The organism is Gemmatimonadaceae bacterium (genome assembly GCA_036504815.1).
GTDB lineage: Bacteria > Gemmatimonadota > Gemmatimonadetes > Gemmatimonadales > Gemmatimonadaceae > PNKL01.
In genome coordinates this window covers 668,154-687,570 of sequence record DASXUN010000021.1, presented here as the reverse complement: position 1 = coordinate 687,570, position 19,417 = coordinate 668,154, and the positions used below count along the sequence as shown (strand labels likewise).

Annotated in this window: 16 protein-coding genes and 1 tRNA gene; 10 read left to right on the top strand and 7 right to left on the bottom strand. The window is 68.8% G+C overall.

Annotation, left to right across the window (positions count from 1 at the left end; translation table 11 throughout):
- Positions 1–28: 28 nt before the first annotated feature.
- Positions 29–101 (bottom strand) — tRNA-Asp (locus VGJ96_12645).
- A 216-nt stretch (positions 102–317) separates the two neighbouring features.
- Here VGJ96_12645 and VGJ96_12640 point away from each other — a divergent pair.
- Positions 318–1,163 carry an ATPase domain-containing protein gene (locus VGJ96_12640; GenBank protein HEY3287958.1) on the top strand — a complete coding sequence of 282 codons (846 nt, stop codon included), beginning with the start codon at positions 318–320 and terminating at the stop codon, positions 1,161–1,163.
- Positions 1,090–2,631, top strand: coding sequence for a hypothetical protein (locus tag VGJ96_12635; protein HEY3287957.1), 1,542 nt, complete (start codon positions 1,090–1,092; stop codon positions 2,629–2,631). The genes VGJ96_12640 and VGJ96_12635 overlap by 74 nt, the downstream gene beginning before the upstream one ends.
- A 70-nt stretch (positions 2,632–2,701) precedes the next feature.
- Here the strand turns inward: VGJ96_12635 and VGJ96_12630 are convergent, their stop codons facing one another.
- The 5 genes from VGJ96_12630 to VGJ96_12610 form a co-directional block, all read right to left on the bottom strand.
- Positions 2,702–4,117, bottom strand: coding sequence for a glycosyltransferase (locus tag VGJ96_12630; protein ID HEY3287956.1), 1,416 nt, complete (start codon positions 4,115–4,117; stop codon positions 2,702–2,704).
- Positions 4,114–5,187 carry a HEAT repeat domain-containing protein gene (locus VGJ96_12625; GenBank protein HEY3287955.1) on the bottom strand — a complete coding sequence of 358 codons (1,074 nt, stop codon included), beginning with the start codon at positions 5,185–5,187 and terminating at the stop codon, positions 4,114–4,116. The genes VGJ96_12630 and VGJ96_12625 overlap by 4 nt, the downstream gene beginning before the upstream one ends.
- Positions 5,184–7,088 (bottom strand): response regulator, encoded by a 1,905-nt coding sequence (locus tag VGJ96_12620; GenBank protein HEY3287954.1) that lies wholly within the window; start codon positions 7,086–7,088, stop codon positions 5,184–5,186. The genes VGJ96_12625 and VGJ96_12620 overlap by 4 nt, the downstream gene beginning before the upstream one ends.
- Positions 7,089–7,092: 4 nt before the next feature.
- Complete coding sequence (locus VGJ96_12615) at positions 7,093–7,899, bottom strand: YaiO family outer membrane beta-barrel protein (GenBank protein HEY3287953.1); 807 nt, start codon at positions 7,897–7,899, stop codon at positions 7,093–7,095.
- A gap of 68 nt (positions 7,900–7,967) precedes the next feature.
- Positions 7,968–8,777 (bottom strand): formyltransferase family protein, encoded by an 810-nt coding sequence (locus tag VGJ96_12610; GenBank protein HEY3287952.1) that lies wholly within the window; start codon positions 8,775–8,777, stop codon positions 7,968–7,970.
- Between the two features lie 178 nt (positions 8,778–8,955).
- On the opposite strand from VGJ96_12610, the gene VGJ96_12605 reads away from it, so the two are divergent.
- The 8 genes from VGJ96_12605 to VGJ96_12570 all read left to right on the top strand — a co-directional run bounded on the left by VGJ96_12605 (position 8,956) and on the right by VGJ96_12570 (position 17,659).
- A complete protein-coding gene (locus tag VGJ96_12605; protein ID HEY3287951.1) occupies positions 8,956–12,564 on the top strand; it encodes a PHP domain-containing protein in 3,609 nt (1,202 codons plus the stop codon).
- A gap of 67 nt (positions 12,565–12,631) precedes the next feature.
- Positions 12,632–13,183 (top strand): peptide-methionine (S)-S-oxide reductase MsrA, encoded by a 552-nt coding sequence (msrA, locus tag VGJ96_12600; protein HEY3287950.1) that lies wholly within the window; start codon positions 12,632–12,634, stop codon positions 13,181–13,183.
- A gap of 50 nt (positions 13,184–13,233) precedes the next feature.
- The gene (locus VGJ96_12595) at positions 13,234–13,740 is read left to right on the top strand and encodes a DinB family protein (protein HEY3287949.1); all 507 of its coding nucleotides are present in this window, start codon (positions 13,234–13,236) and stop codon (positions 13,738–13,740) included.
- Between the two features lie 34 nt (positions 13,741–13,774).
- Positions 13,775–14,101, top strand: a complete 327-nt coding sequence (locus tag VGJ96_12590) for a hypothetical protein (GenBank protein ID HEY3287948.1) — start codon at positions 13,775–13,777, stop codon at positions 14,099–14,101.
- Positions 14,098–15,303, top strand: a complete 1,206-nt coding sequence (locus tag VGJ96_12585; protein HEY3287947.1) for an NRAMP family divalent metal transporter — start codon at positions 14,098–14,100, stop codon at positions 15,301–15,303. The genes VGJ96_12590 and VGJ96_12585 overlap by 4 nt, the downstream gene beginning before the upstream one ends.
- Positions 15,304–15,340: 37 nt before the next feature.
- On the top strand, positions 15,341–15,856 hold the full coding sequence (locus VGJ96_12580) for a DinB family protein (GenBank protein ID HEY3287946.1): 516 nt from the start codon (positions 15,341–15,343) through the stop codon (positions 15,854–15,856).
- Positions 15,857–15,858: 2 nt separating this feature from the next.
- The gene (locus VGJ96_12575; protein ID HEY3287945.1) at positions 15,859–16,821 is read left to right on the top strand and encodes a DinB family protein; all 963 of its coding nucleotides are present in this window, start codon (positions 15,859–15,861) and stop codon (positions 16,819–16,821) included.
- Positions 16,805–17,659 carry a sugar phosphate isomerase/epimerase gene (locus tag VGJ96_12570; GenBank protein ID HEY3287944.1) on the top strand — a complete coding sequence of 285 codons (855 nt, stop codon included), beginning with the start codon at positions 16,805–16,807 and terminating at the stop codon, positions 17,657–17,659. Before VGJ96_12575 ends, VGJ96_12570 begins: the two co-directional genes overlap by 17 nt.
- A gap of 202 nt (positions 17,660–17,861) precedes the next feature.
- On the opposite strand, the gene pap is transcribed toward VGJ96_12570, so the two are convergent.
- On the bottom strand, positions 17,862–19,352 hold the full coding sequence (gene pap / locus VGJ96_12565; GenBank protein HEY3287943.1) for a polyphosphate:AMP phosphotransferase: 1,491 nt from the start codon (positions 19,350–19,352) through the stop codon (positions 17,862–17,864).
- Positions 19,353–19,417 lie beyond the last annotated feature (65 nt).

Sequence of the window (19,417 nt, the reverse complement as noted above, 5' to 3'; positions counted from 1 at the left end):
CCCCACTTCGCAACTGGCCAACGAACGGTGGAGCTTATCGGAGTCGAACCGATTCCTTCGGAGTGACAGTCCGACGTGCCAACCGTCAACACCTAAGCCCCTGCAACAGCCTGTCTTGCCTTCCAGAGTGTTGCAAGCAACGGCCGGTTCCCCGAACCGTTCCACCTTTCCCGAAATGCTATGATCGAGAGAGGTGAGGTGCAATGAGGCCAACAGAAGAAAGATCATTTCTCTGTCAAATTAGGCATAATCGCCACACCCTTGCACTTTCGGGTTTTATTCGGTAATTGTAAAGCCCGTCTCCCGTTGGTGTGCCTGTGTCCATTGCCGTCCTGCGCCAGCAACTCGCCGAAATCGTTGAAGGCGCGCGCCCGGCCATGCCGGGGTTGCCCACCGGGCTGGCCGCCCTCGACGCGGCGCTCCCGGGACACGGTCTGCCGCGCGGTCGGCTGACCGAAATCACCGGCACCCCGGGGAGCGGACGCACCACCTTTGCCCGCCAGCTCGTTGCCGCCACCCTGCAGGCGGGATGGTGGGTGGCGTACGTGGACGCGGCGCGCACCCTCGCCGCGCGCGACTGGGCCGCGCTCGGCGCGCCCGACGACAGCCTGTGGGTGGTGCGCCCCGAGGATCCCAACCGCGGCGCCTGGTGCGCCGACGTGCTGCTGCGCAGCGGCGCCTTTGGCCTCGTCATTCTCGACGGCGCCCCTGCCCTGTCACGCCCGGTGGCGGTGCGGCTGGGGCGCCTCGCGCGCGCGAGCGACGCGGCGTTCGTGCTGCTCACTCCCGACGGCCAGCACGCGGGAGTGGCCGGCGCGCTGCAACTGCGCGTGCAACGCGTGCGCGCCAAACGAAAAGCTGAACCGCTCGATTTGACCGCGCGGCTGGACGGGCAATCCCGTGCCAGTGCCCGTGCCCCGGCGCGGCCTGAGCCGCGCCGCTTGCTGATCTCGATTGAAAAAGGTGGCCCCCCAGAGCGGGTGGAGGTGGAGTGTGCCGGCGACGAGTCGCAGTACGTCACGCGAACGGCCGCGCATCGCGTGCGTGAGGATTCCCAGGTTCCCGATCGGCGCGGTGTGGCTCGACGCGATGCGCACCGGCGCAGCGCACGCGCCGGCGGCGGTGCCGCCGCATTGGGACGAGCAACTGCTCGCCCTGCGTGATGGGCAGCGGCTGCGCGCCGTCACGGCCGCGGCGGCGCGCCTGCACGTGCGTGCGGGGATGACGGTGGCCGCCGCGCGCGGACGGTGCGCGGCACTCGAGGTGCGCGACTGGGACGACGTCTGCGTAACCCGCGAGATCGCGCGCACGAGCGCGGCCTTTCTCTCGGCAAGTCCGCAGGTCGCGCCAGCCGTTGGCCTCCCCGGCACGTGGTGGGTGGGGGCCGCGGGATTCGATGCGCTCGGTGGGGAGCGCACGCTGGCGGAGACGCTGCAGAAGATGGCGAGGGTGTGGAATCCCGGTGCCCGAGTTTGCATTGCAGATTCTTGCGTTGCAGCGCGAGCGGGGACGTGGGTGGACGATAGTGATGGCAGATGGCCGATGGCCGATGGTGGATACAGCGTGCCGCCGGGGGGCGACGCGGCATTTCTCGCGCCGCTTCCGCTCGCGCTCATTCCTATGGACGCCGAGGTGCGTGAGGCGCTGGTGGCGCTGGGGCTGGGGACGTGCGGCGCGCTGGCCGCGCTGTCGAGCGGCGATGGCGAGCGGCGCTGGGGAGCGGCCGGACTGTCGGCGTGGCGGCTCGCGCAGGGCATCGATCCGCGGCGGCCGGTGCTCGCGCCCATCGCGGCGCCGCGTCAGGCGCACGCCGAGCTTGCGATGAGCACCACCAGCGCCGAGCCCGTGCTCTTTCTCGTGCGCGGCGCGCTCGAGCGATTGATGGCCGACCTGGTGCGCGACGGTCGCGCGGCCGCCGCCGTGTCGCTCACGCTGACGCTCGACGACGGACGCGGCGCGCTCCCGTCGGGCGGCGCCCCGCACACCATCACGCGCGAAGTGCGCGCGCCACGCGCACTGGCGCGCGTGGCGCCCTGGTTCGAGCGATGCCGTGCCCTGCTCGACACGTGGACGCTCACCGCCCCAGTGAGCGCGGTGACCGTCGCCATCACCGCCGTCGCCCCGCTCGGCGCCGAGCAGGGCGACCTGCTCGCCCCCGCCTGGCGCGATCCCGCCGCCGCCGAGGCCGCGTTCGAGCGGCTGCGCAGCACGCTGGGGGCGCAGGGTGTGGTGAGGCCGGTCGCGGTGGATGCGTACTGTCCCGAACGGGAGGGCGCTTGGACGGTGATGGCAGATGGCGGAGGGCGGATGGCAGACACAGCGCATGACCGCGCAAACCGTGCCTCATCCGCCATCTGCCCTCCGCCATCTGCCATCACTCTCCGTTTGCTCGAATTCCCAGAGCCGGTCAGCGTCATCGCCTCACCACAAGGCGACCCTCGCGCCCTCCACTGGCACGGCCGGCGCATCCCGATTGCGCGCTCGCACGGCCCGGAGCGGCTGTCCGGCGCGTGGTGGACCGCCGCGCCATTTGCGCGCGACTACTGGCGCTGCGAGAGTGACGACCTGGAGCAGGAGTTCCTGCTCTACCGTGATCCGCAGGGGTGGAAGTTGCAGGGGTGGTACGATTGAGATGGCAGATGGCGGAAGGCGGATGGCGGATGCCGCGCATCATCGGCCATCGGCCATCCGCCATCTGCCATCACGTCGAAGGGCGCGCGAATCCCTCTCGTTGCATCACCCCCCATCCCCGATCGCCGCGCATCACCTTCCAGAACGCGTGCAGCCGGTAGTACACGGTGAGCTGCCGGTAGCCGATCCCCTCGATGACCGCGAAGAAGAGCAGTCGCCAGAGGTCGCGGCGATGGTTGTAGCGGCGGAAGGTGACTTCCTCGAGGACAATCGCCCACATCGACAGCAGGATGCCGTAGCCGACGGCCACCGCGAGGAACGCCATCGCAAACGGCCGGTTCACCGCGCCGAACATCAGGCCCAGAACGAGGCCGATGTAGCCGAGCAGTTCGACGACCGGCGCCAGCATTTCGCCAAACGTGAAGAACGGCAGCGCCACCATCCCCACCGATCCGTAGCGTGGATTGAACAGCATCTTCCGGCGCTCCCACACCGTGCCAATGAGCCCGCGATGCCAGCGTTCGCGCTGCCGGTGCAGGATCTTCCGCGACGCCGGCACCTCGGTCCACGCCACGGGATCGGGAATGAACGGCATGGCCGCGTCGATCTGGTGCTCGCGCAGGTAGACGTGCAGGCGCACCGCGAGGTCCATGTCCTCGGTGACGTTGCCGGTCTGGTAGCCGCCGATGGCCAGCAGGTACTTGCGCGCAAACAGGCCGAAGGCGCCGCTGATGATCAGGTTGCCGCCGATGCGGTTCCAGCCGAGCCGGCCGAACAGGAAGGCGCGCAGGTATTCCACCGTCTGGCAACCGGGGAGCCAACGCGAGTCCACGCGCGCCTCCACCACGCGACCCAGGGCCACCTGGCATGCATTGACGACGCGGATGGTGCCGCCGATCGCCGCAATCTCGCGCCCCAGCAGGAACGGCCGCGCGAGTCGCAGCAGCGCGTCGGGTTCGATGAGCGTGTCGGCGTCACAGGCGATCACGTACGGAAAGCGCGCGGCGTTGATGGCCGCGTTCAGCGAGTCCGCCTTGCCGCCGTTCTCCTTGTCGATCACCAGCAGGCGCGAGTAGGTGCGCGACCGGTAGACGGCCCGGATGGGGGCGCTGGGGATGGTGCGCGGGATGGCCGGCGGGATCTCGTAGAGATCATACGCCCGGACCAGTTCGTCCATGGTCCGGTCCTTCGACCCATCGTTCACGAGCACGACCTCATGCCGCGGATACTGCAGCGTGAGGAACGAGAGCACGCTCGACGCGATGCTGACTTCCTCATTGTACGCGGGCACGAGGATCGAGATGGGCGGCAGCGCGTCGGTGGACAGGGCGCGCGCAAAGTACTCGTCGTCGGCGAGCTGGAAGTGCGTAAAGAGCTCGGGAAACGACAGCACCAGCAGCAGGGCGTAGAACGAGTTGAGCAGGATGAAGTAGACCAGGATCGCCCACTCGAGCGCCTGCAGCGATTGCATGACGGCATGGATCATACGTCGCCAAGCTCCAGCACGGCCCCTTCGGAGAGGCCTGACGTCATCACCGCCATGTCGCGCGCATAGCGGTCGGGCGACTGGCGGGCGCGGCGCAACGCGGCACGCCCGGGTTCGCCAAGCAGCGCCAGCGCGAGCGAACAGCGAAAGCGCACCCACCAGGCGCTGTCGGCGAGGCCGCGCTCGAGCCGCGCCTGCGCTTCGGTGGCCCGCAGCGCGCCGAGCGCCTGCGCGCTTGCGGCACGCACGAAGTCCTGCGGGTCGTCCAGCAACCCCATCACGGTCTCCACTGATTCCGCATGCGGATAACGCCGCAGCGCGCGGGCCGCGGCCGCGCGCACCTCAGGGTCCGCGTGCGCGGCGAGGGGCGTGATGGCCGTGCGCAGCGACGGCAACGCGAGCGACTCCGCGAGGGCGAGCCATGCGGCCACGTGCTTGCCGGGTGCCCGGCGGTCACCGAGGAGCTCTCGCAACGGCGACTCGGCGAGTTCCCACACGAGTCGCAGCGTGCTCGTGGTGAAGAGTCGCACGGCGAGCGGCTGGCTGGGATACTGTTCCACCGCGACGCGCACCAGCGTGGGATCCGCCACCGCGGCCAGCGCCTCGGCGGCGGCCAGACGCACCGCCGAGTGCTTGTCGGCCAGCAACGGTCGCAGGAGGGCCACATCGGCGGGCGTGCCCACGATCCCCAGGGCGCGGGCCGCGTCGAGCCGCCGCCACCAGCGCCGACTCGCGGCCCCGCTCATCGCCCATGCCGCCCACCGCTCACCGCGCATCGCCTGGCCAAGCGACGCCCGCTGCGCGACGGGAACGCGCACATCGTGCAGTTCGGAGGCAAAGGCCAGCGCCGCGTCCGGCGGCAGGGCGCGCATTCCCTGCACCAGGTCCTGCACGGAGCCCGCACCGACGAGCCAATGGGCCAGCGGGTGGCTCAGGCGCGCCCGGCCGCGCGCGACGCGGCGCTTCCGCTCCAGCAGCCGTTCGCGACGCACGACGACAAACACGCCGAGCATGACCACGAAGATGACCTGCGCCACGGCAATGACGCCGAGTACGAGCAGCAGGCTCACCGTTCGCTCCGCGACCTGCGGACCCAGCGGGGAAGCTTCGACAGCAGCACGCGCAGGCTAACGGGCTTCACCAGGTAGTCGGCCGCCCCGGCGCGCAGCGCGCGTATCTGGTCGGCATCGCCCGCGTGCGCGCTGAGAAAAACGGTGACGAAGTCGCGCGGCCGCTCAATCTGCAACTGTTCGTGGACGGCGTGCCCGTCGAGCCCCGGCAGGTCGAGATCGAGCAGGATCACCGGCCGCTGCGACGTCACCGGCATTGCCCGCAGCGCGTCGAGTGCGGCCGGCCCCGTGCGCAGCACGCGGTACGTGTACCCTTCCTGCCGGAGCGCATACTCCAGCAGGTCGGAGAACGCCGGATCGTCCTCGACGATCACCACATCCGGCGCGCGCGTCGAGTCCTCCGGGGTCCAGACGTGGTTGTCCTGCCGCAAGGCGATGGCGGCGGCCGCCGCATCGGCGGCGGCGTGCCAGAGGTCTTCGGCATTCGTGGCCTGCACCGCGGAGACTTCCGCCAGGCCGAGCACCCAGCTCGGCTCCACGCCCTCGAGATCGGAGGCGCGCAGCACGTTCAACGCGCGCAGCATCGGATAGTACCCATCACGCACGGTGGCCACGAGCGAGACGTTGTCGTAGTGCGCGAGGGCCGCGCCCGTGTCGCGCAGCGCGCGCGACACCGTGGCGCACAGGCGCGGCCAGCGCACCTCGTCGCTGGCGTCCCGCAAACGAATGATCGCGGCGCTCAGCGCCCCGCCCTCGCGGCGCAGCGCGCCGAACTGCTGCTCGGCCTCACGCAGGCCCACTTCGTGTTCGGGGAGCGCCGTGGCCGGATTCAGGCCCGCCGCCAGCCGCGTCTGCCGCACCTGCTCGATGCGGGCCAGCAGCTGCGTCCGCAGCTCCGCCGGCGCCACCGGCTTCGGCAGAAAGCCGTCGGCGCCGGCCACGATGGCGCTCTCGCGCGCCTGCTGGCTGGTGTCGGCCGAGAAGAGCACGACCGGCAGGTCGCTCCAGTCGGCGCTCGCGCGGATGCGGCGCGTCAGTTCGAAGCCCGTCGTGCCGGGCAGCTGCACGTCCATCAGCAGCACGCTGGGACGTTCGTCCTCGAGCGTCATGAAGAGCAGCCCCGGTTCCGCGATGGTGAGCGCGCGCAGGCCGGCGCTTTCGCAGATGGCGCGCACCAGAACGAGGATCATCGGATCGTCATCGAGGATGACCACGGAGCCGCCGGTGACGGCCGTGCGCTGGGCCACCTTCTCGATGATGACCGCCAGGTCATCGGTCGAGATGTCGTGATCCACCACCATCACGGAGCCGAACGAGCGCCCCGACGGCGCCACGGCCTGCGCGGACGACGCGAGCAGGACGAGCGGCATGCCGTCCGGCGCGTGCAACCGGCGCCCGACATCAATCGGCGCGATCGCCGCGTACGGTCGTTCCTTGCGCTGCACACGCTCGGCGAAATCCGCCATGGACATCGGCGTCAGCCGCATCGCGGTCGACGCAGTCAGCTTGCTCCACTCGGCCATCCGTCCCGCGGGCGGCTCGACGCACCAGACGTCGCGGACCTCCGTGTCGATGGGATGCGCGGGGGCGGTGCCGTAGGCCGTGTAGAGCGCATCGACCGCCCGGCGGAGGATCACGCCGCGGTTGGCGGCGTCGAGCGTCGAATCGAGCGCCCAGGTCCGGGCGCGCTGCTCCATCTCGGCCAGGCGCTCCCCGGCCTCGGCATAGCCGTAGGACCCCGATGAGCCGCGCAGGCGATGCAACTCGCGCCGCAGGGTGTCGAGCACGTTGCCGTCGCGCGGATCGATCTCGAGCAGCGCCGCATACTGGTGCATGCGCTCGAGCGCGGCGTGCGCCGAGCCAAGGAAGCGTTCGCGCAAGGCGTTGGGCGGCGTGGGCATTCGCCTAGAACTTGCGCCGGAGGCCCGCGGTCACCGTCACGCTTCGGCGGGTGTTGCCGGGTCCCAACTGCTCGGCGTCATGACCGACCAGCCACGTGGCGAGGAGGTTCGACGTGAGTCCCGTCGAGCCGGTGATGGCCACCGAGAAGGTCTTGTTCAGCGCCACGGCGTCGGGCGTGACGCGTTCCGTCGGACTGTTGCCGTAGGTCGCGGTGCCGCCCACCCAGTGGTCGCCATCGGCGAAGTAGCGGCGCGCCATCAGCGAGGTGGTGGCGGACGTCGTGCCATCCCGTGAGCGAATGTAGGGACGCAAGGAGAGCCAGTAGTTGCCGACATACTTGCCCAGCGCCCCGGTGAACATCGTCACCGGTATCCCATTGAAGCGCAGCTGCCGGTAGCCGATCGAGGCCTCCCACGCATCCGGGAGTGAGGAGAAGAGTTCAGCGCCCGACCGCCACGCCGGAAAGACCGATGCGCTCGAATACCCGGCGTCGAGGTACAGGTACAGCTTGTCGCTCACGCGCGGGTATGCTTCCACTTCGGCCTGCACGCCGTCGGTCGCGTAGCGATTCGCGTAGTTCACCTTGGCGATGAACGTGCCCGCCCGGGAGCGGCGCCAGAACGCAACCGTGCCGAGGCGCCAGGGATCCATGTCCCCCTGAAAGGACTGGAGGCTCGCCTCGGCCGCGATGAACACACCCGGCTTCACGCCGCCTTGCACGGCAGTTTCCTGGGTGCGTGCAACACGCGGCGCCGCGACGGCGGCCAGCGCGCCAAGTCCTGCCAGAAGAAGACGACGGTTGATGATCACGTTGTGAAAGTACCGGATGATGAAGAGGCCGGGTAGAGAGTGCGCTCCGCGGCGCGATTGCGTTCGCCTCAGGATGCCGGCGCGAAGCGCGCCATCAGTGCGTCCACGTCATCGCGGCCGAACAGCCGCCATCCGGCGGCGGTGAACTGCGCAACGTCGGCATCGGTGGGGAACGAGTAGTACGCGCCGGCGTTGGGATCCTGCGGCTTGGTCGGCAGCGCACGATCGGTTTCGAGGGCGAGCACCGCGCGTTCCATGGCGTGCATGCCGGGTGGATAGAGCGCCAGGATGTGCCAGAGCAGCGACTGCGACCGGTCGACCGTCACGCGCGGCATCTCGAGAATCGCGCCGGCATCGATGCTCGGCGAGTCGATCCAGTGCAGGGTGCAGCCGATCGTGTCGTCGCCGTTCAAGAGGGCGCGGAAGGTCGCGATCACGCCGCGATACTGTGGCAGCAGCCCCGAATGCAGGTTGAGCACGCCGCGCGGCGGGATGGCGATGGCGTCCTCGCCGAGGATGTGCCCGAACCGGATGGAGACAAAGAGGTCGGCGCGCGCGGTGCGCAGCGCGTCGAGCGCATCGGTGGTGCGGGCCGACGCCAGCGCGCGCACCGGAATGCCGTGCACGCGCTCAAACTCGGCGAACGTCAGGAAGCGCCCGGTCGTGGGCGTCCGCTCCACGGCGGGAAAGACGTGCCGCGTGAAGAAGTCCTGCTCGAGAAACGACAGCGGCTCGAGCGCGCGCGACACTGGCCCCTTGCCGCCGACGCGCTCGGAGAGGAAGACGGCGCCGATGCGGGCGCCGAGGGCGCGGTGCAGCAGGTTGAGCGCGACACAGGACTCGATGTCGCGATTGGTGAGGACGGCGAGGCGCAGCATGCGGATAGCATACGCGCGCCACGCCGCAAATGCCTATGGCGGCAGGGGCGGCACCCTTGTGCTTCGGTGTTTATTCGGTATTCTTTCATTAGATACGCCCCGCCCGGTCCGGCGTGCGGGTTGTCGCGGCGCACCCTGCCGTGCCTTCGTGCCCACGCCTGTACCCGTGCCCGTGCCTGTGCCCGCACCGCTGTACGCCGAGTTGCACTGCCATTCCACGTTCTCGCTGCTCGACGGCGCTTCGGATCCCGAGCGACTCGTGGAGCGCGCGGTGGAACTGGCCCTCCCCGCCCTCGCGCTCACCGACCACGACGATCTCGGCGGTGCGGTGCGGTTTGCCACTGCAGCGAAGGCGGCGGGGCTGCCGGGAATAATTGGCGCTGAGTTGACGATCGAAGTGATGGCGGATGGCAGACGGCCGATGGCGGATACGGCCGCCCCATCCGCCATCAGCCATCAGCCATCCGCCATCTCTCACTTGGTACTCCTGTCAGAGAGCGCCACCGGCTACTCCAACCTCAGCTCACTCATCACCCGCGCGCGTATGGACAACCCGCGGGGTTCGCCGTGCGTCTCGTTCGATACGCTCGCCCAGCACGCCGACGGGCTGTACGCCCTCACCGGTTGCGCGCGTGGCGCGGTGCCGCAGGCGCTGCGGCGCGGCGGACGCGATGCGGCGTGCGAAGCGCTCGCCACCCTGCTCGACATCTTCGGCCGACGCGTCGCGGTGGAAGTGTGGGACCACGCCGTTCCCGCGGAACGCGAACTCGCGCGCGAACTCATCGCCGTGGCGCGCGCCCTCGACGTGCCGTGGGTGGTCACCAATGACGTGCACTACGCGCGCCGCACGCAGCGCATCGCGCACGACGTGCTCTGCGCCCTGCGCCACGGCGAAACGCTCGCGTCGATGGGAACGCGCCTGCGCCCCAACGGCGAGTGGTACCTGAAGGGTCATGCGCAGATGCGCCGCCGCTGGCAGGACGACGAATCCGGCATCCGGCAGACGCTCGTCATCGCCGAGCGCTGCGCGTTCCGCCTGCAGGACCTCAAGCCGCGGCTGCCGCACTTCACGCTGCCGCCCGGCGTGAGCGAGGACGAATACCTGCAGTTGCTGGTGACGCAGGGCGCGGAGGAGCGGTGGGGGTGGCGGCGCACGGCGCGCCACGACAGGCAGCTCGAGCACGAACTCGCGCTCATCGCCAGGCTCGGGCTCGCCGGCTACTTCCTCATCGTCTGGGACATCGTGCGCTTCGCGCGCCGCGAGGGAATCCTCTGCCAGGGGCGCGGTTCGGCCGCCAACAGCGCCGTCTGCTACTGCCTCGGCATCACGGCGGTGGATCCCATCAAGCTCGAGTTGCTGTTCGAGCGGTTCCTGAGCGAGGAACGCACCGAGGCGCCCGACATCGACATCGACTTCGCCCACCGCGACCGCGAACGCGTGCTGCAGTACGTGTACGACCGCTACGGACGCGAGCATGCGGCGATGGTGTGCGAGCACATCACCTGGCGCGGGCGCAGCGCGGTGCGCGACGCGGCGCGCGTGCTCGGATACTCCGCCCAGCAGGCCGAGGAATTGGCGCTCACGGCGGATCGGTTTTCGGCGAAGCGGACGGCGGAGGCGCTCAGGCAGATGGCGGATGGCGGACGGCAGATGGCAGGTGCCGGCAGTGATCAGCCTTCCGCCATCGACCGTCCGCCATCTCCCGCCGACCCTTTCGCCCCTGAAGTCGTGGACGTGGCCGGCCCCGCCAACTACGCCAAGCAACTCGACGCGCGCGATGTCGCCGACCGGCTGGGACAGCAGTTCATGCCGGGGACGCAAGCCTACGCGCAAATGCGGCGAGAAAGAGAGGCGAGCCGGACGGTGATGGCAGATGGCGGACGGCGGATGGCGGAACAGCAGACGCCACCCTCATCTGCCATCTGCCATCCGCCCTCCGCCATCACCATCCTCGCCGACATTGTCGAGTCATTGCACCAGTCCCCCCGTCACCGCGGCATCCACGTGGGTGGCTTCGTTCTCACCGAGCAGCCGCTGCGCACCATCGTCCCCATCGAGCCGGCGGCGATGGAGGGGCGCACGGTGATCCAGTGGGAGAAGGACGACCTCGATCCGGTCGGGCTCGTGAAGATCGACCTGCTGGGCCTCGGCATGCTCACGCTGCTGCAGGACTGCATCAAGTACGTACGCGCCACGCGCGGCGTCACCATCGAGCTCTCGCAGCTCGACCTGCGCGACCAGGCGGTGTACGACGACCTCTGCAACGCCGACACGGTGGGCGTCTTCCAGGTGGAGAGCCGCGCGCAGATGAACACCCTGCCACGCCTCAAGCCGCGCTGCTTCTACGACCTCGTCGTCGAGGTCGCGCTCATTCGTCCGGGACCGATCCAGGGCGAGATGGTGCATCCGTACCTGCGGCGTCGCGCCGGCGACGAGGAGGTCACCTATCCGCATCCATCGCTCGAGCCGGTGCTCAAGCGCACGCTCGGCGTGCCGCTCTTTCAGGAGCAGGGGATGCAGGTGGCGATCGTCGCGGCGGGCTTCACCCCCGGCGAGGCCGATGTGCTGCGCAAGGCGATGGGGCACAAGCGCAGCCACGAGCGCATGGCGGCCATCTGCGAGAAGATGATCGCCGGGATGAAGGCCAACGGCATTCCCGAGGACATCGCGCAGCGGATCTACCAGCAGATCAACGCCTTCGCCGACTACGGCTTTCCCGAAAGCCACGCGGCGAGCTTCGCGCTCATCGTCTACGCCAGCGCCTACCTGCGGCACTATTACCCCGCCGAGTACCTGTGCGCGATCCTGAACGCGCAGCCAATGGGGTTCTACAGCGAGGGGACGCTGGTGGAGGACGCCAAGAGACACGGAGTGCGTGTACTGGGAGCCGACGTGACCAAGAGCGGATGGGATCACCAGATGGTCTGTGCGAACGGGACAATTGTGCGGCCCAAAGATGGTGTGGTTTTCACGTCGGCAGAGAAACAACAGAGAAACAACAGAGAAACAACAGAGAGACAACAGACGGCACATCTCCCGTCTCCCGTCTCCCGTCTCCCGTCTGCCCCCATCGTGCGCCTTGGCCTGCGCTCCATTCGGGGCTTGGGGCCCGACGCTCGCGACCGCATCGGGCGCGCGCGGGCGGGGGGCGCGTTCCGCTCCATCGATGACTTCGTGCAGCGCACGCGGCTCGACCGGCGGGCCTTGCGCCTGCTCGCCGAGTCGGGGGCGCTCGACGCGTTCGTGCGCGACGAGCCGCTGGCGCGGCGGCGGCGCGTGGCGCTGTGGAAGGTGCTCGAGGCGCAGCGCGGCACCGGCGGGCCGCTGGCGCTCTTCCCCGAAGCGGACGTTCCCATCGCCCTCCCCGCGTACACCGCCCCGGAACTGACCGAGGCCGACTACCGGCTCACCGGCGTGTCATTGCATGGCCATCCCATGCGCCACCTGCGCGCCGTGCTCAAGCTCAACGATCTCGCCACCGCCAAGGCGCTGCTCGAACAGGGCCGGGACGGCGAGCCCGTGGGCATGGCGGGTCTTGTCATCTGTCGCCAGCGGCCGGGGACGGCCAAGGGGTTCGTCTTCCTGACGCTCGAGGACGAAACGGGAATGGTCAACGTCGTCGTGACACCGCCGGCGTTCGAACGGCAGGCGCTGCTCATCTCCCGGACGCCGCTGCTGCTCGTGCGCGGCATCCTGCAGGTGGAACAGCGTGTCGTGAACATCCGGGCGCGCGAGTTCTTCCCGCTCGAGGGAACCATCGAGGCGCGATCGCACGACTATCACTGACCCGGGGTCGCTTCCAAAAGAGCGCGCCAGACTCCACATTTGAAAACACACTCTGCCGGTCCTTCCCATGACGATGCCCCCCGATGGATTGGCCCAGGCCACGCTGGCTGGTGGTTGCTTCTGGTGCCTGGAAGCGGCCTACGAACGCCTGCGTGGCGTCCACACGGTGAAGAGCGGCTATGCGGGCGGCCAGCGGCCGAACCCGACGTACGAGCAGGTCTGCACGGGCGTCACCGGACACGCCGAGGTGGTGCAGGTCTCGTATGATCCGCGCGAGATCTCGTACCGCGACCTGCTCGAGGTCTTCTTCACCATCCACGACCCCACGCAGCTCAACCGCCAGGGACCGGACGTCGGTTCGCAGTACCGGTCGGCCATCTTCCCGAACTCTCCGGAACAGGAAGCCGAGGCGCTCGCCGTCATCGCGGAACTCGACCGCGACGCGGTGTATGACCTGCCGATCGTCACCACCATCGAGCGCGACGCGACGTTCTGGCCGGCGGAATCCACCCACGACCGTTACTACCGCCGCCATCCCTTCCAGCCGTACTGCCTCGCGGTCATCTCGCCGAAGATCGCCAAGCTGCGCGCCAAGCACGCCGGCAAGCTGCGCGACTGAGCGGGTGGCGGTAGATTCGGCCGAGACACTCCGCACGGGAGACACCGACGATGTTCCGCACGATCGAAGATTTTGCCAACTCGTGGACGCAGCAGACGGAGGCCACGCTCAAGATCCTCCGGACGCTCACGGATGCGTCGCTGGCTCAGCCCGTGAGCCCCGGCGGCCGCACGCTCGGTTTCCTCGCGTGGCACATCACGTGCACCCTGACCGAGATGGGAGGACACGCCGGGCTGGCCATCGAGGGCCCCAAGGAACAAACCCCCGATGCGGTGCCAGCCCATGCCGCCGAGATCGCCGCGCAGTACGAGAAAACGGCGGCGCGGGTTGTCCCGGCCGTGCGGACCGCGTGGACCGATGCAATGCTCGGCGAGGTGGTGCCGATCTATGGCGAGCGGTGGCCGCGCGGACTCATCCTCGCCATCCTCATCGCCCACGAGACGCATCATCGCGGCCAGATGACGGTGCTGATGCGGCAGGCAGGACTGCCGGTCCCCGGCGTGATGGGTCCCTCGAAGGAAGAGTGGGCCGCGATGGGCATGCCGGCTCAGCCGTAACCCGCCGATGTACGAGCACCACACCGCCCCGCTGTTGCCGCGCCATCTTTTCTGGCGCCGCATGCTGAATCACGGCGGGGTCGCGCTCGCGGCGATCGCCGTCTCGCTGGCCGCCGGCACGGTGGGCTATCACGCACTGGGCCAGCTCGCGTGGATCGATGCGTTCGAGAACGCCTCGATGATCCTCGGCGGGATGGGACCCGTCGATCCCATCGCCGCGACATCCGGCAAGCTGTTCGCCTCGTTCTACGCGCTGTATTCGGGCGTCGTCTTCCTGGTCGTGGCGGGCCTGCTCTTCACGCCGGTCCTGCACCGCCTGCTCCACCACTTCCACCTCGATCGCAGCGAGCGGTCGCGGTGACCGAACCTCAGCCCACTCGCACCGCCCCGCTGCGCGTCCTTGCCGGCGCCGCCTTCCTGATGGCGACGTCGGCCATCGGCCCGGGCTTCCTCACGCAGACGGCGGCGTTCACCGCGCAGCTCGGGGCGAGCTTCGGCTTCGCCATCCTGCTGTCGGTGCTCTTTGACCTCGGCGCGCAACTCAACATCTGGCGCGTGCTGGTGGTGAGCGGACGCCGCGCGCAGGACGTGGCGAACCTCGTCGTGCCGGGACTCGGGCACCTGCTCGCTACGCTCGTCGTGCTCGGCGGCCTCGCCTTCAACGTGGGCAACGTGGCCGGCGCGGGACTCGGCCTCAACGTGATCTTCGGACTCGACGTGAAGGCCGGGGCCGTGCTGAGCGCGGCCATTGCCATCGCGATCTTCCTGGTGAAGGAAGCCGGGCGTGCCATGGATCGCTTCACGGTGGCGCTTGGCTTCGTGATGGTGGGCCTCGCCTGTTATGTGGCGATTGCCTCGGCGCCGCCGCTCGGCGAGGCCGTGCTGCGCAGTGTCGTTCCGGAACAGATCGCGCCCCTGAGCATCATCACCATCGTGGGCGGCACGGTGGGAGGGTACATCACGTTCGCCGGCGCGCATCGCCTGCTCGACGCCGGGTTGTCGGGACCGGGCTCGTTGCGCGCGGTGACGAACTCGGCCACCAGCGCCATCCTCATCGCCTCGCTCATGCGCGTCGTGCTCTTCCTCGGCGCGCTCGGTGTGGTGTCGCACGGCTTCCAGCTCGATCCGCAGAACCCGCCCGCGTCGGTCTTCCACCACGCCGCCGGCGAGATGGGGTTCAAGGTCTTCGGCGTGGTGATGTGGTCGGCGGCCATCACCTCGGTGGTGGGATCGGCCTACACCTCAGTGTCGTTCCTGCGCGGCTTGTTGCCGCGCGCCGACGAGCGCTGGTCCCGGCTGGTGATCGGGTTCATCGTCGTGTCGACCGCCGTCTTCGTGACCGTGGGCCGGCCGGTGAAGGTGCTGATCCTCGTCGGCGCGCTCAACGGACTGATTCTCCCACTGTCGCTGGGCACGATGCTCGTCGCCGCCTCGCGTCGCGCGGTGGTGGGCGACTACCGCCATCCCAAGGCCCTCACCATCGGTGGCACGCTCGTCACGCTCGCCATGGCGTGGCTCAGCGTGCAGACGCTGGCCAGGGAAATTCCGGCGCTCATGCGCTGATCGGGTCCCCCGTCTCCCTCACGCTTCGGAGTCATTCATGAGCGCTTCTCCCATTGCTGCCCACTTGCATGCCGTGATGCGCCGCGAGCTCCTCGCGCTGCGTCGTGAACTGGAAGCGTATCCGAGTGACGACGCCGTCTGGGCCACGCCGCCCGGCATCTCGAACTCGTGCGGCACGCTGGTCCTGCACCTGGCCGGCAACCTGCGCCTGTACGTCGGCCACGTGATCGGCGGCATCGCGTACGAACGCGATCGCCCGCGTGAATTCGCGGCGCGCGGGCTGCCGCGCGCCGAACTGCTTGCCGAGATCGACGCGGCGCTCGCGGCGGTCGACGGCGCATTGCCGGCCGTCACGGTCGAAACGCTGGCCACTGAATTCCCGCTGGCCATCGGCGCGGTGCGCGTCAACACGCAGGAGTTCCTCCTGCACTGCGCCGTGCACCTGGGGTACCACCTGGGCCAGGTCGATTATCATCGTCGGCTGACGACGTCGTCACCGACTACGGTGGCAACCGTGGCGCCGTCGGAATTGTCGAGCGCGCGGCCAGCCTAGCAATGCGCCTGCCACGCGTGACCCTCCGGCCGGTACGGGACTGGGCGCTATTCGGCCGGCCGATCGGCGAGTGGGTCTATCTCGCGCTGCTGGGCGTGAGTGGTGTGAACTCGCTGGCGGGCGCGCTGGGCGGCGACGTCGGGCGGCCGCTGGAGACCGCCATCGTCGTCGGCCAGTTGGTGATGGGGGTCGCCGCACTCGGTGTCGCGGCGTCGATGCTGCTGGCGCGGCTCCTTGGCCTGCGCCTGCTGTGGCTCTGGGCCGTGGCCACCACCGTCACCGTGCCGCTGGCGGCGCGGACCTACGGCGGCGCGCCAACTGGCGACGTGGCAATCGCCGGGTTCAGCGCGGCAGTGCTATGCGCGTTCGTAGTCTGGTACGGCCGCCGGCGGTTGCACGCGGCTATCACGCGGCGCGTCTGGCCGGAGGTGCTCGCCGAGCACTCCGCGGCCGCGGATGAGTTTGCGCGGACCATTGAAGGACTGACGCCGGCACAGTGGACGGCGCGCACGCGCGCCGAGTCGTGGACGGCGGCCGAAATCACCGACCACCTGGCGCGCACCTACTCGCAATTCGCCGGGGAGTCGCGGGGCAAGAACTCCCTGCGCGTCAGGTTGCGGTTGCCGCAGTTGGTGCTTGCGCGGGCATTCGTGAAGCCACGCCTGCTTCAGGGCGCGCCATTTCCCAAGGCGAGGGCGCCGCGCGCGCTGCGACCTGGCGCCGGCCCTGAATCACCGGCCGATGGCGTGGCGCTCTTTCGCGCGTCGGGCGCCGCCTGCGTGCGCGATCTCGGGATCCTGGTCGAACGCCGGCCGCATCGCCGGCTGGTGCATCCATACCTGGGCGCGCTGCCGCTCTACGAGATCGTGCGGTTTGCCGCACAGCACGTGCGGCATCACCACCGGCAACTCCTGACGACCATCGCCGCAACGCGGCAAGGGAACTCCGATGTCGACACGCCGTGATGTCCTGAAAACGCTGTCCGCTCTGGCCGCCGCGGGTTTGCTGCCGCGCTTGGCGCGTGCCGATCGGCGCCTTTCGCCGAGCGTCGATTCCATTGAGCGCATCGGCCTGCAGCTCTACACGGTGCGCACCGCGATGGCCAAGGACATGCCGGCGACGCTCGCCGCGGTGGCGGAGCTCGGGTACCGCGAGGTCGAGTTCGCCGGATACTTCGGCCGCTCGCCATCTGAGGTGAAGAGTCTGTTGCAGCTCAACGGCCTGGTCGCGCCGTCCACGCACCTCGGCCTTGACGATGTGCGCGGGAAGTTCGAATCGACTGCCGAGTCGGCACACACCATCGGCATTCGTTACCTCACCGTGGCGTCACTCGACATGCGCACACTCAAGACCGTGGATGACTGGAAGCGCATGGCCGACACCTTCAACGAGGTGGGCCGGCACGCCAAGACGGCCGGCCTGCGTTTCGGCTATCACAACCATTCCGTGGAGTTCGCGCCGGTGGATGGCCGGCTGCCGCTCGCAATACTGATCGAAGGCACCGATCCCGCGCTGGTGACGTACGAACTCGACCTGTATTGGGCGGTAAAGGCCGGACAGGCTCCCGTCGCATTGTTTACCAGGCATCCGGGGCGCTTCGAGATGGTGCACGTGAAGGACGCCACCGCCGCCCCGGCGCTGGCGATGGCCGACGTCGGTTCCGGCACCCTCGACTGGAAGGTGATCTTCGGAGCGCACGCGACAGCCGGGATCAAGCACTACTTCGTCGAGCACGACAACCCGGCGGACCCGATGGAGAGCATCCGCAACTCGGCGGCGTACCTCAAGGCGTTGCGATTCTAGTTGTTGGGCGCCACGCCGGTCTTCTTCACCACGGAGACACGGAGAACGACCGGAGGGCCACGGAGGACTGCAACTTCTTGGGGGAACAGCACGCGCCACGCAATGCTCTGCGTGGCGCGATGTCGTTACCCCAGCTATAGCAGTCCTCCGTGGCCCTCAGGCGTTCTCCGTGTCTCCGTGGTGAAGAAGCCGTCGTGCCACACTAGTCCAGCGCCTTCTCGATCCGCTCGCAGAGGGTCTTGAGCACCTTGATGCGCGCGTGGTACTTGTCGTTGGCCTCCACCATGGTCCACGGCGCCTTGCCGCTGGAGGTGCGCCCCACCATGTCGCAGACCGCGTCGGAATAGGCGTCCCACTTCTTGCGGTTGCGCCAGTCTTCCTCGGTGATCTTGAACGTCTTGAATGACACCTGCTCGCGCTCCTTGAAGCGCCGCAGCTGCTCCTGCTTGGAGATCGCCAGCCAGAACTTCGCCACGATGGTCCCGTGGTTGTGCATCTCCTCCTCGAAGTCGTTGATCTCCCCGTAGGCGCGCTCCCAGTCGTAGGGCGCGGCAAAGCCTTCCACGCGTTCCACCAGCACGCGCCCGTACCACGACCGGTCGAAGATCGTGATGCTGCCGCGGCGCGGCAGCTGACGCCAGAAGCGCCACAGGTACGGATGCGACCGCTCTTCGTCGGTCGGCGCGGCGATCGGCACGACGCGCACCACGCGCGCATCCACCGCTCCCGTGACACGCCGGATCGTGCCGCCCTTCCCCGCCGCATCATTGCCCTCGAAGACCACGACCACCGAGTGGTCGCGGAACCGCTTGTGCCGCGTGAGCAGCGCCAGCTTCCCCTGCCACTTCTCGAGTTCCTTCTCGTACTTGTTCTTCGTGAGCTTCTTCGTGAGGTCAAGCTCGGTCAGCAGCGTGCGCTTGGCATCGACCTCGGGGATGTCGCTCGGGCGCGCCGGCGTCGGCCGCGCCGCCTTCGGCGCGGCAAGGCGCGCCTTCATGGCGCGCAGCAGCTCCTCGGCGACGTACAGCTCGCGATAGCGCCGGTCCACGCCCTCGACCACCAGCCAGGGCGCGAGCGCCGAGGAGGTGTGGCGCAGCGTGTGTTCCGACACCTCGCGGAATCGGTCGTACTTCTTGAAGTAGTCCTCGTCGATGCCGGTGACGCGCCAGCGCGTGAGCGGATCCTTCTTCAGTTCCTTGATGCGCTTGCGCTGCGCGGCCTTGGAGAGGTGGAACCAGAATTTCAGGACGAGCGTCCCTTCTTCCGAGAGCATGCGCTCGAAACGCACGATCTCATCGATGTTCTTTTCGAGCGTCGCCCAGCGCGAGCGACCCTTGCCCAGCGAGGCGTCGAGGATGGGCGCGGTGTACCACGACCCGAAGAAGATCCCGATCTTCCCCTTCGGCGGGAGCGCGCGCCAGAAGCGCCACATGCGAGGGCGCTCCACTTCTTCATCCGACGGTTCGCCCATGCCGTTGACTTCGACGTGTCGCGGGTCGAGCCACGACGTGAGGGCGTTCACCGTCTCGCCACGCCCCCCGCCCTCGACACCGCCAACGAGCAGCACCACGGGAAAGGTTTTCTGGTCCTTGAGGGCGAACTGCGTATCGAGCAGTTCAGAGCGCAGCGTCGGAATGCGCGCGTCATATGTGGCCTTGTCTACGGTATGCCCCAGCTCGGCATCTTCGAACATGGCTCCTCCTGGGTACCAACCAACATGCTAGGCCCCGGTTGCGAGGCACAAGTCGACCCGACCGG